Origin of the sequence: Phytomonospora sp. NPDC050363 (assembly GCF_040655735.1) — a bacterium.
Lineage (GTDB): Bacteria > Actinomycetota > Actinomycetes > Mycobacteriales > Micromonosporaceae > Phytomonospora.
The window spans coordinates 250,362-264,400 of the sequence record NZ_JBFAKK010000008.1 but is presented as its reverse complement, the minus strand read 5'-3'; the positions used below and the strand labels follow the sequence as shown (position 1 = coordinate 264,400).

The following is a 14,039-nucleotide window of genomic DNA, read 5'->3' as shown; positions in this document are numbered from 1 at the left end:
TTCGCTACTGGCTTGCCGCGTACTCGGCGGCGAATTCCTCGGCCGCCTTGGTGCCGCCGTCGGTGCCCCACTTGGCGATCACCGCGTCGTAGGTGGAGATGTCCTCCCCGCGGAAGATGATGCCCATCCACGCGTCGGTCAGCGTCTTCTGCAGGGCGGCGCCGTTCTCGGTCCACGTCTGCGAACGGATGCCGTTCGACGGGTCGGGGATCGTGATCGGGGCGACCTTCTTCTCCCACTCGTAGACGCGCTCGGTGGCGTCGGGGAAGCCGGAGTAGTGCAGCACCAGCGGCGCCGAGGAGATGTACTTGATCGGCAGGTTGGTGGTGTTCTCGCTGTTGGTCCACAGGTCCGTCGGCGTCGGCGTGCCGTCGTCGCTGCGGGTGAAGTGCGTGCCCTCCACGCCGTAGTTGATCAGCTCCCACTCGGTGGTGCCGAAGGGCGCGGCGAGGAAGTTGGCGACCCCGAGGAGCATCTGGATGCGCTTGGGGTCGGCCTTCTTGAACACCGTGTAGCCGAAGCGGCCGAGGCTGCCCCACGAGTTGCCGCCCGCGAAAGGCAGGCCGAAGTCGAGGGTCCACTTGTCCTTGGCGATCGCCAGGACCTGCGTGGAGTAGCCGCCCCACCCGTCGCGGTAGGCCGCGACGGTCTGGTTGTTGAAGACCGTCTTCATGTCGGTGGCGGAGGTCGAGGCGCCGTCGGGGTAGACCGTGCCGTCCTTGAACATCTGCTGGAGCATCACCAGCGTGTCCTTGAACTGCTGGGAGCCGTAGGCGGTGGTGAACTTGCCGTCGGTGCCGACGTCCCACACGTTGCCCGCGCCGAGCCCGCCGGCGTAGTAGTCGATGGACGGGGCCATCGCCAGACCCAGGCCGTACTTCCGGCCGCCGGTGACGCCCTTCATCGCGTCGATGAAGCCCTGCTTGTCCCAGTCCGGCTTCGCGCCGACCTTCTCGACGGCGGTGCGGTTGAGCATCAGCGACCCGCCGAAGACCGGGCGCTCGACGGGGATGCCGTACAGGCGACCGCCGATGCGGCCCAGGCCCTTCCAGGCGTAGGCGGGGATGTTGGCCAGGCCGGGGTAGGCCTTGACCGCGTCGCCGCTGATGTACTCGGAGATGTCGGCGCAGGCCGAGGCGATGAACTGCTCCTCGCGGGGGAGGACCTCACCGGCGCCGAACATCATGATGTCGGGCAGCTCGTTGCCCGCCATCATCGTGGCCATCTTCTCCTTGAAGTTGGCCGCCGGGATGACCTGGAGCTCCAGCTTGATGCCGAGCGCGGCGTTGATCGCCTGGTGGAACTTGTTCTGCTCGACCGGGGTCGGCGGCACACCGTAGGTGATGACCGTCGCGGTGACCGTCGAGCCGTCGCCGGGCGCGCTGAAACCGGCGGGCTTGATGTCGCTCGGGTAGCGCAGGTAGGCGTTCTGCACGCCTTGGTCGTCGCCGGGCAGGTCGGGGGTGGGCCCCACCAGCGGCACGTACGTCGGGAAGGCGGCCAGTTCCTTGCCCTCGTTGCCGACGTCGGAGGAGCCGCCGTCCGAGGAGCAGCCGATCAGCGCGGGCGCGCCGGTGATGGCCACGGCGCCGGCGCCGAACAGCCGGAGGGTGTCACGGCGGTTGAGAGCCATGGAATTTCCTTTCACAGCAATGGGAAAAGGGGTCAGGACTTGATGGCGCCGGTCAGGACGCCCTTGACGAAGAAGCGCTGCACGAATGGGTAGACGAGGATGATCGGCAGCGTGGCGATGACGACGACGGCCATCTTCACCGACTGGGGGGAGTTCAGGATCGACGCTTCGGCGTTGCCGATGTCGGTCAGCGAGGCGCCCTGGGTCACGTACTGCCGCAGGACCGCCTGTACGGGGTAGTTGTAGGCGTCCATGTAGAGGACGGCGTTGAAGAACGCGTTCCAGTAGGACACCGCGTAGAACAGGCCGACCACCGCGACGATCGACTTCGACAGCGGCAGCACCACGCGCGTCAGGATCCGGAACTCCCCGGCACCGTCGAGGCGCGCGGCCTCGATCAGCTCGGTCGGCACGCCCTGGAAGAAGCCGCGCATGATCACCAGGTTGAACACGTTGATCAGCACCGGCAGCACCAGCGCCGGGAAGGAGTTGAGCAGCCCCAGCTCCTTCACCACCAGGAACGACGGGATCATCGCCGGCGGGAACAGGAAGGTGAACAGCACCAGCAGCAGCACCGGCTTGCCGCCGAAGACACCCGGCCGGGCCAGCGCGTAGGCCAGCGCGATCGTGGCGACCAGGCTCGTCGCGGTGCCCAGGATCGTCACCCCGGCGCTGATCAGCAGCGCGCGGGTGATCACGTCGCCCTTGAAGATGCTGGTGTACGCCGAGAAGTCCAGGGTGGTGGGCCACACGACCCAGCCGCCGTTCTCGATGACCTCGTTGGGGGAGGCCACCGAGGTCGCCACGATCGTCCAGAACGGGAACACGACCAGCCCGACCACGATCGTCAGCGCGATCGCCTTCGCCAGGCGGGTGTACCACCGCGGCCTGCCCATCCACAGCGGACGGTTGATCTTGGACGCCATTACCGGTACACCCCCTGCTCGCCGAGCCTGTGCGAGATCTTGTTGGCGGCGTAGATGAGGGCCACCCCGAGAACGCCCTTCATCAGGCCGGCGGCGGCCGCGACGCCGAAGTGGCCGTCCTGGATGCCGCTCCAGTAGATGAAGGTGTCGAGCACCTCGCCGACCTCCGGGCCGACCGTGTCGCGCTGGAGGAAGAACTGCTCGAAGCCGACGGTCAGGATGTCGCCGAGCCGCAGGATCAGCAGCAGCACGATCACCGGGCGGATCGCCGGGAGCGTCACGTGCCACAGGCGCCGCCACCAGCCGGCGCCGTCGATGGCACTGGCCTCGTAGAGCTGCTCGTCGACGTTGGCCAGCGCCGCCAGGAAGATGATCGTGCCCCAGCCCGCCTCCTTCCAGATCACCTGCGCGATCACGAGGGGCTTGTAGGCGTCGGCGTTGCCGATGATGTCGATCGTGGACAGGCCGTTGTCGTCGAGGATCCCGTTGAGGACCCCGACGTCACCGAGCACCTGGTTGAACAGCGCCACCACGATCACCCAGGAGATGAAGTGCGGCAGGTAGACCACGCTCTGCACGAAGCGGCGGATCTTGTCGCCGACCAGGCTGTTGAGCAGCAGCGCCAGCGCGAGCGGCGCCGGGAAGAAGAAGGCCAGCTGGAGCACGGCGATCGTGACGGTGTTGCCCGCGGCGTTCCAGAAGTCCGGGTCGGCCAGCAGCACCGTGAAGTTGTCGACGCCCACCCACGCGCTGTCCCACACGCCGATGAAGGTCACGTAGTCCTTGAACGCGATCATGTTGCCGAACAGCGCGCCGTAGTGGAAGACCACGAAGTAGATCACGCCGGGCAGCATCAGCCCGATCAGGAAGAGGTCACGCCGCAGGCGCTGCGCCCGCGACCGCTTCGGTTTCGGTTTGCGCCTGCCCTTCGCCTGCGGTCCGCCGGGCGGCGCACCGTCGGACGCGGCAGCCGGCGAAGCGGGGGATTCGCCTGGTGTCGCTGCGGTGACGGTCAACGGTGACCTCCTCGCTGGTTCGGGGCGGCAACGCCGCGGGGTGGAGCTGAAGATAGACGGTTTCTGTGAGCCAGGACAAGCCCCGAGAATGTTTCAACTCGATAACATGGCTGGTAAACCCGAGATGTAGCGTTCCGGTCACTGTTGACCTTCGCAATCCTCGGCCCTAGTGTGCTGAACTTGAGAAACCGGTTTCTAAACGCGATGATGGACCGGCAGGCAACTGGGTGACCCTGAGGAGGGCACGTGAGTCAACGGCCGTACGGAGCGCTCGCCATGGCGCCATACGCGCGGGCCAGCGCTTTGACCGACGACGTGATCGCGCGGCTGAGCGGCTTCGCGGAGGTGGACCCGGCGCTACTGGTCGGCGACTTCGGCGACCCGGCGTTGCGCGACGTGCTCGGCCGCGCCGAGTTCCTGGTGACCGGCTGGGGCTGCCCGGCCGTCGACGCCGCCGCCCTCGACGCGATGCCGAAGCTGCGGGTCGTCGTGCACGCGGCCGGCTCGGTCAAGCACCACGTGAGCGAGGAGGTCTGGCGGCGCGGGATCGCGGTTTCCTCGGCCGCCGACGCCAACGCCGCCCCCGTCGCCGAGTACACCCGGGCGATGATCCTGCTGGCCCTCAAGCGGACCTTCACGCTCTCGGCGCAGCTGACCACGATCGGCTGGCCCGGCCCCGACCGGCGGCAGCCCAGCGGCATCGTCCGGCGCACGATCGGGCTGGTCGGCGCCTCACGGATCGGGCGGCTCGTGGTCGAGCGGCTGCGCGACTTCAACGTCCGGATCCTCATGAGCGATCCGTATCTCGACGCCGCGGGCGCCGCCGCGCTCGGCGTCGAGCTGGTCGACCTCGACACGCTGGTGTCCACATCGGACGTCGTGAGCCTGCACGCCCCCCAGTTGCCCGAGACCCGCCACCTCATCGACGCCCGGCGCCTGGCGCTGATGCCCGACGGCGGCATCCTCATCAACACCGCGCGAGGATCGCTCGTGGACACCGAGGCGCTGGTCGCCGAGTGCGCCACCGGCCGCCTCGACGCCGTCCTCGACGTGACCGACCCCGAGCCGATCCCCACCGACCACCCCCTACTGGGGCTCCCGAACGTCTTCGTCACCCCGCACCTGGCCGGCGCGCAGGGCACCGAGATCGCCCTGCTCGGCGACTACGCGGTGGCCGACCTGGAGCGCTTCCTGTCCGGAAAGTCCATGCTCGGTGCCGTTGACGTGGCCGAACTTCCCCGGCTAGCCTGACCGGCCATGAGCTTGAAAGCGCTTTCCATCCCCGACTTCGATCATGACCTCAGCCCGTACACCGGCTACACCCGCGCCCACTGGGAGGCCGTCGCCGACCACTGGCTGGCCACCGCGCTGTCCTTCGCGTCCCCCAACAACGCGCTGTTCCAGATCCCCGGCAGGCACGCCGCGAGCGGTCCGGAGTCGGACGCGCTGGAGGGCTTCGCCCGGACCTTCCTGATCGCCGCGCCCCGCATCGTCGGCGCAGGCGGGAACGACCCGCTGGGCCTGGCCGACGTCTACGCCGCCGGCCTGGTCGCCGGGACGACCAGGGGCGGCCCGGAGGAGTGGCTGTGGGGCGTGGACTGCACGCCGCCGCTGACCGGGAAGACGCAGCCGATCGTCGAGGCCGCCAACATCGCCTGGGCCCTGCACCTGACCGGCGACCACGTCTGGGGGCGCCTCGACCAGGCCGGCAAGGAGCAGGTCGCGCAGTGGCTGGCGCACCACGCGTCGAAGGTCGCCTGGAGCAACAACTGGCTGCTGTTCACCGCCGTGATCGAGGCCTTCCTCGCCTCGAAGGGCATCGACACCTCGGCCTACGACAGCACCGCCGACGTGCGCCGCGTGGAGTCGTGGCACCTGGGCGAGGGCTGGTACACCGACGGCGTCCGGCGCAACATCGACTACTACAACGCCTGGGTGATCCACCCGTTCCTGTGGGCCTGGTACGAGATGGTCGGCGACCGCGACCCGGACGCCAAGTGGCTGTGGGAGAACCGGCTCGGGCGCTACCTGGAGACCTACCCGCGCCTGTTCGGCGGCAACGGATCCCCGCTGATCCAGGGCCGCTCGCTGACCTACCGCACGGCGACGCTGGCGCCGGTGTGGCTGGGCGCGCTGACCGGGCGCGGCCATCTGTCGCCGGGCGCGACACGCCGGCTGGCGTCGGGGACCTTGAAGTACTTCACCGACCACGGCGCCGGCGTCGAGGGGCCGCTGTCGCTGGGGTGGCGCGGTGAGCAGTTCCTGCCGGTGACCCAGTACTACTCGGGACCGGGCTCGCCGTACTTCGCCGGGATGGGCTTCATGGGCCTGGCGCTGCCCGCCGACCATCCGGTGTGGACGGAGAAGGAGGAGCAGCAGCCCGCGGAGACCGGCGACCGCGTGTTCGGGCTCGACGGCAACGGCTGGCTGGCGCACTCGACCTCCGGTGACGAGATCGTGCGCCTGGTCAACCACGGCAGCGACCACCACACGGCCGGCACGCCCGACGACGATCCGCTCTACGTGAAGTTCGGCTACAGCACGCACACCGCGCCGGGCATGGCCGCCGCCTTCGAGGACAACGTGGACGGCGCCTTCGCGCTGCTCGACGGCGAACCCTCGCGTCGCGGGCCGATCCTGGCCCACCGGGTGCGCGGGAACGTCGCCGGATCGCGCTGCGCGCCCAGGGAGGGCGCGCAGTTGCGCACGGTGTCGATCGTGTCGGGGCCCTACGAGGTCCGCTGCCACCTGCTCGACTCCGACCGGCCGACCGCCGTCCGCGAGGGCGCGCACGCCGTCGCCGACGACGTCCCGGTCCCCTACGGCCTGCACCGCGAGGCGGCCTGGGCGCGCCGGGCCGACGGCCTCACCGCCGCCGTGCTGGGACTGCACGGCTACGAGCGCGCCGAGACGGTGACGCACACCGACGCGAGCATTCTCGGCTCGCACCAGTCGACCCCGGCCCTGCACGGCGCCTCCCCGGGCGGCCGCACCGTCCATGTGGCGCTGCATTTTCTCGGACGGACCGAGGACATCGCCGTTTCGGCGGAAACCTGGCAGACCACGGCGAGCGTCTCTGTAGACGACACGACCGTCCGGGTCGAGTGGCGCGGAGGCGAAACGGTCATTGTGGACTTGTCGGAATTCGTCGACTGACCACTGTGGCGTCCGCGTCGCTCATGGCATCGCTTACATTGAGCGGCGCGGATGCATTCCGTAATTGCGCCGGACCGGTACGGTGACCGGGATCCGTCTGGAGGGCGCACGTGGGGATGACAAAGAAGACGAAACTAGTTCTAATGGGAGCTACGGCCGTCGCGGTGCTGTTCGGCGTCGGCGTGAAGTTCGCGCTCGACGACCCGGCGCTCCAGGCCGGGAACCCGGCGATCGCGGGGCCGCAGAACGACGAGTCGGCCAACCCCAACTCGGGGCAGCCCTCCGAGACGCCGCCACCGCCGCCGACCACACCGCCGTCGCCGAGCCCGTCGAAGTCGAAGGACAAGGACAAGAAGCCGCCGAAGAAGTCCGACAACCCGTACGACCGGGTCATGTACACCACCGGCGGCAAGAGCGTCGCCCTCACCTTCGACGACGGGCCCGACCCCACCTGGACCCCGAAGGTGCTCGGGAAACTCCGCGAGTACGGCATCAAGGCGACCTTCTGCCTCATCGGGAAGAACGCCGACGCGTACCCCGACCTCGTCGCCGACATCGTCCGTGACGGGCACACCCTGTGCAACCACAGCTGGGGGCACGACCTCAAGCTCGGGAAGAAGGAGCCGGCGGACATCCGCGCCGACATGCAGCGCACCAACGACGCGATCCACCGCGGCGCGCCCGGCGCCGACATCGCCTACTTCCGCCACCCCGGCGGCGCCTGGACGAACAAGGCCATCGACGTCGCCGAGGAGCTCGGCATGAAGTCGCTGAACTGGACCGTCGACCCCGCCGACTGGGAGAAGCCGCCGGCCAAGACGATCGCCGCCCGCGTGATCGACGACACACAGAAGGGATCGGTCGTCCTGATGCACGACGGCGGCGGCGACCGCTCGCGGACACTGGAGGCCCTCGACAAGATCCTGCCGAACCTCCAAGACCGCTTCAAACTCGTCGCCCTACGCCACTGAACAGGGGATACGCGCAGGACGCCCCCCGGATTTCGCGCCCGGACGCGCCTCACGTATGCTTTCGAAGCCTCCGGCGCGACCGGGTGGAGGCAGTTCGCCGAAAGATACTGAGCTGACTCTGTTCAGCGACTGTGTCAGGATGGCGAAGCGCCCTCATCGTCTAGTGGCCTAGGACGCCGCCCTTTCAAGGCGGTAGCACGGGTTCGAATCCCGTTGGGGGCACGACTTCGGTCGGGGTTAAGATGTAGCAGCACACGAGGTCCCGTGGAGCAGTTGGAGTGCTCGCCGCCCTGTCAAGGCGGAGGTCGCGGGTTCAAGTCCCGTCGGGACCGCGTTGGATAAGGCCCCCTCTTGCGAGGGGGCCTTTTCTGTTGCCTCCGGCTCGGGACCTCTCCAGCTGACCCGACGCCAACGCACCCGATACGGAGACCGACTCCTGCGGCTACGTCCGGGGATGACGAGGGACGCCGTCCACTACGGACGGCGCCCCCTTTCGCGCGTGTTCAGCCCATGTAGCCGAGAGCGACGGCGATGGTGCCGAAGGTCGCCATGAGGAGCGCCGATCCAGGGTGCATGCCGATCGAGATGCGGATGTCCTGTTTCTTCCAGGCCAACCAGATGCCCGGGAACAGGAAGACCAGCTTCGACAGGACCGTCCAGGGCGCCCAGAAGTGGTAGATCGAGAAGAAGAGCGTGCTGAACAGCGGCGCCCACCTGCCCAGTTGCGGCAGGCGCGGCAACAGGAATCCGCGGAAGTAGTACTCCTCGATGAGCGGCAGGGTCCATCCGGTGAAGGGCAGGCACACCAGGAGGGTGATCGCCAGCATCTCCCGTGAGAAGCCGTCGAGGTAGGTCGTCGCACTGGCCCCGGCGCCTTCGTACTGGATCCAGCTGAAGAACGCGTCGTAGACGACGTTGTCCAGCGGAAGGAGAGCCAGAGAGACCACTGTCATCCACAAGAGACTGAAGATGATCAGGCCGGTGAGCTTGCCGCGCGGCACCGGTTTGTCCATGTAGCGCAAGGCGCCGCGCAGCGAGTACTTGCCGGTGCTCTGTTTGCCCAGCCACAGGAGACCGAGCTGGAGCGGGAAGAGCACGATCGACAGGGCGATGGCCCAGGCGAGGAACGGCGGATACTCGATCGAGTCGACCAGGGGTGCGGCCATGAACACATAGACCGCGACGATGAGCGCGCCCGGCACCAGGTGAAGCGCGATGGACAGCGGGATGGAGTGACGGTCGGCGAGCAGGCGCTCGACGAAACGGCTGGATCGGCGGGTGGTCGCAGTGGCTGCGGGGATCTGCGTGTTCTCCATGTCGTAGAGGCTCGCCCGGACGACTGTCGCGGCCCTGACACGTCCCTGACGCGATGACGCGTGGACTGACAGACGGATCCCGCCGGCGATCACCAGTAGTGCTCCGGTGCGCACCTGCAGGCGCCGCCGGCCCCTCTCACCCTTCCCGCCCCACCCTCACCGCCACCCCGTCGAGGATGACCTCCAGCCCCAGGAAGAAGTCCTTGTCCTCGACCGCGGCGTCGGGCGTGTCCGACGGCGGCGCCTCGAACAGCGTCGACGCGAACAGGCGCGCGGTCTGCGGGAAACGCTCGGGCTCCACCAGCCGGACGAGCGCGCGACCGTAGTCGCGTTCGGCGTCGGCCTGCCCTTGCCCCTCGGCACGGCCGGCGGCGAGGTCGCTCGACTGCCGCACCGAGTGGACGACGTACCCGCTGATCAGCGACAGGACGCCGACCTTGTGCGCCCAGTCGAGGCTCGTGCCGGCCATGATCGCCAGCGCCGACTCCATCCACGCGATCTGCCCTGGGCCCGACGGGGGCCCGGAGGCGGGCACGCGCGTGAGCCACGGCCGCCGACGGAACATGGCGCGCTGGGCCACCGCCCACGCGAGCAGACCCTCGCGCCAGCCGAGAGCGTCGAGCCCTTCAGGCGGAGCACCGACGCCGAAGTCGGCCATGAGGGTCAGCAGTTCGTCCTTCGACCCGACGTGCCGGTAGAGCGACATGCCGGTCACCCCGAGGGTCGCCGCGACCTTCGGGAGGGTGACGCCTTCAAGGCCGTCGCGGTCGGCGAGCTCCACGGCCGCGGCGACGATCCGGGTGACGTCGAGGGCCGCCGGCCTGCCCAGCCGTGAGGCCTCCGACCTGCCCCACAGCCGGCGCAGCGGCGCCGGAACGAAGTCCTCGCTGGTCATGGCTCCCTCGCTCGCCCCCGTCGCATCCGCCCCCATCATGCCAGACCTCATTAGTTTGTCTGTGATACTTTGCCTGAGAAACTAATGACCGCTCCCGGGGAGAACCGCTCATGAGCACCGATACCGCCGCACGAACGACGAGAGGACCGGTCCGGCGCGCCGAACGCGCCCTCGCCCCCGACCTGGCCCGGGGCGCGATGCTGCTCCTCATCGCGCTGGCCAACGTCGCCGGCGTGGTCTTCGCCGGTGAACCCGGCCTCGACACCACACCCGAAGGCGCCGACCGGGGCCTGAACTTCCTGCTCTACGAGCTCGTCCACGCCCGCGGCTACCCGGTCTTCGCGGTCATGTTCGGCTACGGACTCGTCCAGCTCGCCCGCCGCCAGGACGCCTCCGGCGCCACCCACAAGCAGGTCCGGTCAATCCTGCTGCGCCGCAACCTCTGGCTCGTCGCCCTCGGCTTCGCCCACGCCGCCCTGCTCTACTACGGCGACTTCCTCGCCGCCTACGGCATCGTCGGCGTCGTCATGACCCTCGTGCTGCTGCGCCGGGGCGACAGGTTCCACCGCGTCGCGCTGGTCATCTGGGCGATCTCGGCCGTCGAGGTCGTGGTCCTCGGGGCCGTCGTGCTGGCCGGGATGCTCGGCGGCGGCCAGGAGGCCCCCGCCGCCATGCCCGCCGCCCACGTCGACTCGCTCGCCGCGACGAACTACTTCCAGTCCATGCTCGACCGGCTCGCCGAATGGCCGACGCACACCCTCACCGTCGTGCCGTTCATCGTCATCGCCTGGCTGGGCATGTGGGCCGCCCGCCGCCGCGTCCTCGAAGAACCCGCCCGCCACAAGAAACTGCTCGTCTGGACCGCCGTCGCCGGACTCGGCATCGCCGTCGCCGGGGGCCTGCCCGCCGCCCTCCTGAGCGCGGGCTGGGCGCACGTCGACGCGTCGACCGCCGGCCTGATGCTGATGCTCCACGGCGCGAGCGGCATGTTCGCCGGCCCCGGCTACGTCGCCGTCTTCGGGCTCGTCGCCATGCACCTGACCCGGCCCGGCCCGGTCGCCGGCGCGCTCGCCGCGCTCGGGCGGCGCTCGCTGTCGGGATACCTCTTCCAGTCGGTGGCGTGGCTCGTGCTGCTGCTGCCGTTCACGCTCGACCTCGGCGACCGCTTCGGCAGTCCCACGCTCACCGGCCTGGTCATCGCGGTCGCGGTCTGGCTGGCGACGGTCGTCGGCGCCCGGATGCTCGACCGGCGCGGCATGGCCGGTCCCGGCGAACTGGTCCTGCGTCGCCTGACCTACGGCAAGCGCGCCTGACACGCGGCGGGGCTTCCCTGAAAGGGGGAGCCCTGCGCCGTACAGGCATGAGCGGGGGCGAAACGGGTATTGGTGTTGATCTAGACCAGGAGTACCCCCGAGGGAGTGAGCGCTCATGTCCAGCCAGTCGTTCGACGCCACCGACAACGCCCCCTACGGCTTCGTCGACGACGGTGATCTCGTCGAGGAGCCCGACCAGCGACTGGAGGACGAGATCCTGCTCCAGGACGACTACCGGGAGGCCGACCGCTTCGGCACCACTCCCGAGGAGGCCCGCGACGGCGAGCGCGTCGACTTCCACCTGATGCAGGAGCGGGGCGACGGGCCGCGCCCGGCCGAGGAGACCACGGTGGGGCCGACCTCGGCCGTCCTGATGGGCGATCGCGGCATGACGGCCTTCGAGGCCGGCGCCGACCCGACGGCCGGTCCGGAGCAGGCGGCGATGCACACGGTGACCGAGGATCAGCTGCTCATCGAGCCCGCCGACGGCGAGGACGTCCCGGCCGAGGCGGTCGAGGACGCCTACTACGGGACCGAGTTCAGCGGCCGATAGGTCCGAAAAGTTCCTCTCCTCCGGGGTTTGGCGCTTCGTCCGCACTGGTATCTACCGGGCAGACCGCCAACTGCCGGGAGGCTGGAACATGACCGCCGACGCATCGCGCCCACCAGAGCGAACCACGAAGGACGAGCAGCTCGACGCGGTGAGGACCGACCCGCTCCAGGGAAACCTCACCACCGACCAGGGTGTCCGCGTCGAGGACACCGACAACTCGCTGCGGGCCGGCGAACGCGGGCCGACCCTGCTGGAGGACTTCCACCTGCGGGAGAAGATCACCCGCTTCGACCACGAGCGCATCCCCGAGCGGGTCGTGCACGCGCGGGGCGCCGGGGCGCACGGCTACTTCGAGGTCTACGAGTCGCTGGAGCGCTACACCTGCGCCGACTTCCTCACCGACCCTTCCGCGCGCACGCCGGTGTTCGTGCGCTTCTCGACCGTCCAGGGCGGGCGCGGCTCCTCCGACACGCCCCGCGACGTGCGCGGCTTCGCGGTGAAGATGTACACCCGCGCGGGAAACTTCGACCTTGTCGGCAACAACATGCCGGTCTTCTTCATCCAGGACGGCATCAAGTTCCCCGACCTCGTGCACGCCCTCAAGCCCGAGATCGGCAACGAGATCCCGACGGCCGCCTCGGCCCACGACACGTTCTGGGACTTCGTGTCCCTCCAGCCGGAGACGATGCACCACATCATCTGGCTGATGTCGGACCGGGCGATCCCGCGCAGCTACCGCACGATGCAGGGCTTCGGCGTGCACACCTTCCGCCTGGTCGACGCCGGGGGCCGGTCGACCTTCGTGAAGTTCCACTGGACGCCCAAGCTCGGCACGCACTCGCTGGTGTGGGACGAGGCGCAAAAGATCGGCGGGAAGGACCCCGACTTCAACCGCCGCGACCTGTGGGACGCCATCGAGGCCGGCGAGTTTCCCGAATGGGAGCTGGGGATTCAGTTCCTCGGCGAGAAGGAGCTGTACGGCGAGGTCGACGTCCTCGACGCGACCAAACTGGTCCCGCAGGACGAGGTGCCGGTGACACCGGTGGGGCGGCTGGTGCTCGACCGCAATCCCGACAACTTCTTCGCCGAGACCGAGCAGGTCGCCTTCGGCGTCGGCAACGTCGTGCCGGGCATCGACTTCAGCGACGACCCGATGATGCAGGCGCGGGTCTTCTCCTACCTCGACACGCAGCTCACCCGCCTGGGCGGGCCGAACTTCGCGCAGATCCCGATCAACCAGCCCGTCGCGCCGGTCACCAACCACCAGCAGGACGGCTTCGGGCAGCACGCGATCCGCACCGGGACGGCCAACTACCACCCCAACACCATCGGCGGAGGCTGCCCGGTCGTGCCGGGCGCGGTCCCGGGCGCCTTCGTGCACTTCCCCGAGCCCGTCGAGGGGCCGAAGGTCCGGCGCCGCAGCCCGACCTTCTCCGACCACTTCTCGCAGGCGACGCTGTTCTGGAACAGCATGAGCGACTGGGAGAAGAAGCACATCGTGGCCGCTTACCGCTTCGAGCTGGGCAAGGTCACCGACCTGGAGATCCGGCAGCGGGTGGTCGAGCTGATCAACCACGTCGACCACGAGCTCGCCGCGCAGGTGGCGGCCGGTGTCGGGGTCGAGGCGCCGGGCGAGCAGGGCAGCAACCACGGGCGCCGCTCGGACTTCTTGTCGCAGACGGCGTTTCCCGGGGACGGGATCGCGACGCGCAAGATCGCGGTCCTGGTCGCCGACGGGGTCGACGGTGACAGCGCCACCAGCCTGGTCGAGGCGCTGAAGGCGCAGGGCGCCATCCCCGAGGTGCTGGCCCCCGCGGACGGCTCGGTGCGGACCGCCTCCGGCGGGGAGCTGGCGGTGGACCGGGCGATCACCACGATGGCCTCGGTCCTCTACGACGCGGTGGCGGTGCCCGCCGGGAAGGACTCCGCCGACGCGCTGAGCGCCGACGGGTACACCGTCCACTTCGTGGCCGAGGCGTACAAGCACGCCAAGCCGATCGCGGCCGCCGGTGAGGGCGCGGCGCTGCTGGCCAAGGCGGGCCTGCCCGACGACGCGCCGGGCGTGCTGGTCCACGACGGCGGCGGGGCGGTCGGCGAGGAGTTCAGCGGCGGGTTCACCGCGGCGATCGGCGCGCACCGCCACTTCGACCGCAATGTGGACGGCATCGCGGCCTGACCAGGCGTGCCTGGACCGGGTGACGGGACTTCCCGTCGCCCGGTTTTTCCTTGCGCCCCAACAACATGAAAAGAAGTCATACGA

11 protein-coding genes and 2 tRNA genes are annotated in these 14,039 nt (G+C 69.3%); 8 read left to right on the top strand and 5 right to left on the bottom strand.

The features are described 5' to 3' along the window. Positions 1 to 4: 4 nt before the first annotated feature. The 3 genes from AB0I28_RS23155 to AB0I28_RS23145 are packed head-to-tail and all read right to left on the bottom strand — an operon-like array spanning position 5 to position 3,575. The gene (locus AB0I28_RS23155; RefSeq protein ID WP_357496443.1) at positions 5 to 1,633 is read right to left on the bottom strand and encodes a hypothetical protein; all 1,629 of its coding nucleotides are present in this window, start codon (positions 1,631 to 1,633) and stop codon (positions 5 to 7) included. Between the two features lie 32 nt (positions 1,634 to 1,665). After that, complete coding sequence (locus AB0I28_RS23150) at positions 1,666 to 2,559, bottom strand: carbohydrate ABC transporter permease (protein WP_357496441.1); 894 nt, start codon at positions 2,557 to 2,559, stop codon at positions 1,666 to 1,668. Next, positions 2,559 to 3,575 carry an ABC transporter permease subunit gene (locus tag AB0I28_RS23145; RefSeq protein WP_357496440.1) on the bottom strand — a complete coding sequence of 339 codons (1,017 nt, stop codon included), beginning with the start codon at positions 3,573 to 3,575 and terminating at the stop codon, positions 2,559 to 2,561. Before AB0I28_RS23145 ends, AB0I28_RS23150 begins: the two co-directional genes overlap by 1 nt. A gap of 246 nt (positions 3,576 to 3,821) precedes the next feature. Between AB0I28_RS23145 and AB0I28_RS23140 the strand changes: the two genes are divergently transcribed. The 5 genes from AB0I28_RS23140 to AB0I28_RS23120 all read left to right on the top strand — a co-directional run bounded on the left by AB0I28_RS23140 (position 3,822) and on the right by AB0I28_RS23120 (position 8,034). Continuing rightward, on the top strand, positions 3,822 to 4,826 hold the full coding sequence (locus tag AB0I28_RS23140; protein WP_357496438.1) for a hydroxyacid dehydrogenase: 1,005 nt from the start codon (positions 3,822 to 3,824) through the stop codon (positions 4,824 to 4,826). Between the two features lie 6 nt (positions 4,827 to 4,832). Beyond that, on the top strand, positions 4,833 to 6,731 hold the full coding sequence (locus AB0I28_RS23135; RefSeq protein ID WP_357496436.1) for a DUF2264 domain-containing protein: 1,899 nt from the start codon (positions 4,833 to 4,835) through the stop codon (positions 6,729 to 6,731). Between the two features lie 143 nt (positions 6,732 to 6,874). After that, positions 6,875 to 7,702, top strand: a complete 828-nt coding sequence (locus AB0I28_RS23130; protein WP_357496434.1) for a polysaccharide deacetylase family protein — start codon at positions 6,875 to 6,877, stop codon at positions 7,700 to 7,702. 149 nt (positions 7,703 to 7,851) lie between these two features. Continuing rightward, positions 7,852 to 7,924: transfer RNA gene (locus AB0I28_RS23125), tRNA-Glu, on the top strand. A 36-nt stretch (positions 7,925 to 7,960) separates the two neighbouring features. Continuing rightward, a tRNA-Asp gene (locus AB0I28_RS23120) sits at positions 7,961 to 8,034 on the top strand. A gap of 171 nt (positions 8,035 to 8,205) precedes the next feature. Here AB0I28_RS23120 and AB0I28_RS23115 read toward each other — a convergent pair. Both AB0I28_RS23115 and AB0I28_RS23110 read right to left on the bottom strand, forming a co-directional pair. Continuing rightward, complete coding sequence (locus AB0I28_RS23115; RefSeq protein WP_357496432.1) at positions 8,206 to 9,018, bottom strand: CPBP family intramembrane glutamic endopeptidase; 813 nt, start codon at positions 9,016 to 9,018, stop codon at positions 8,206 to 8,208. A 136-nt stretch (positions 9,019 to 9,154) separates the two neighbouring features. Then, a complete protein-coding gene (locus AB0I28_RS23110) occupies positions 9,155 to 9,913 on the bottom strand; it encodes a TetR/AcrR family transcriptional regulator (RefSeq protein WP_357496430.1) in 759 nt (252 codons plus the stop codon). Positions 9,914 to 10,023: 110 nt separating this feature from the next. Between AB0I28_RS23110 and AB0I28_RS23105 the strand changes: the two genes are divergently transcribed. The 3 genes from AB0I28_RS23105 (at position 10,024) to AB0I28_RS23095 (ending at position 13,955) form a co-directional block, all read left to right on the top strand. After that, entirely contained in the window at positions 10,024 to 11,226 is a 1,203-nt protein-coding gene (locus AB0I28_RS23105) for a DUF418 domain-containing protein (protein ID WP_357496428.1), read from the top strand. A 115-nt stretch (positions 11,227 to 11,341) separates the two neighbouring features. After that, a complete protein-coding gene (locus AB0I28_RS23100) occupies positions 11,342 to 11,779 on the top strand; it encodes a hypothetical protein (RefSeq protein WP_357496426.1) in 438 nt (145 codons plus the stop codon). Positions 11,780 to 11,867: 88 nt separating this feature from the next. After that, positions 11,868 to 13,955, top strand: a complete 2,088-nt coding sequence (locus AB0I28_RS23095) for a catalase (RefSeq protein ID WP_357496424.1) — start codon at positions 11,868 to 11,870, stop codon at positions 13,953 to 13,955. Positions 13,956 to 14,039 lie beyond the last annotated feature (84 nt).

What these genes read in the sequence shown, in the direction of transcription:
- AB0I28_RS23155 (WP_357496443.1), bottom strand. Translation starts at nt 1,633, where the DNA reads ATGGCTCTCAACCGCCGTGACACCCTCCGGCTGTTCGGCGCCGGCGCC.
- AB0I28_RS23130 (WP_357496434.1), top strand. Translation starts at nt 6,875, where the DNA reads ATGGGAGCTACGGCCGTCGCGGTGCTGTTCGGCGTCGGCGTGAAGTTC.
- AB0I28_RS23115 (WP_357496432.1), bottom strand. Translation starts at nt 9,018, where the DNA reads ATGGAGAACACGCAGATCCCCGCAGCCACTGCGACCACCCGCCGATCC.
- AB0I28_RS23105 (WP_357496428.1), top strand. Translation starts at nt 10,024, where the DNA reads ATGAGCACCGATACCGCCGCACGAACGACGAGAGGACCGGTCCGGCGC.
- AB0I28_RS23135 (WP_357496436.1), top strand. Translation starts at nt 4,833, where the DNA reads ATGAGCTTGAAAGCGCTTTCCATCCCCGACTTCGATCATGACCTCAGC.
- AB0I28_RS23150 (WP_357496441.1), bottom strand. Translation starts at nt 2,559, where the DNA reads ATGGCGTCCAAGATCAACCGTCCGCTGTGGATGGGCAGGCCGCGGTGG.
- AB0I28_RS23095 (WP_357496424.1), top strand. Translation starts at nt 11,868, where the DNA reads ATGACCGCCGACGCATCGCGCCCACCAGAGCGAACCACGAAGGACGAG.
- AB0I28_RS23110 (WP_357496430.1), bottom strand. Translation starts at nt 9,913, where the DNA reads ATGACCAGCGAGGACTTCGTTCCGGCGCCGCTGCGCCGGCTGTGGGGC.
- AB0I28_RS23100 (WP_357496426.1), top strand. Translation starts at nt 11,342, where the DNA reads ATGTCCAGCCAGTCGTTCGACGCCACCGACAACGCCCCCTACGGCTTC.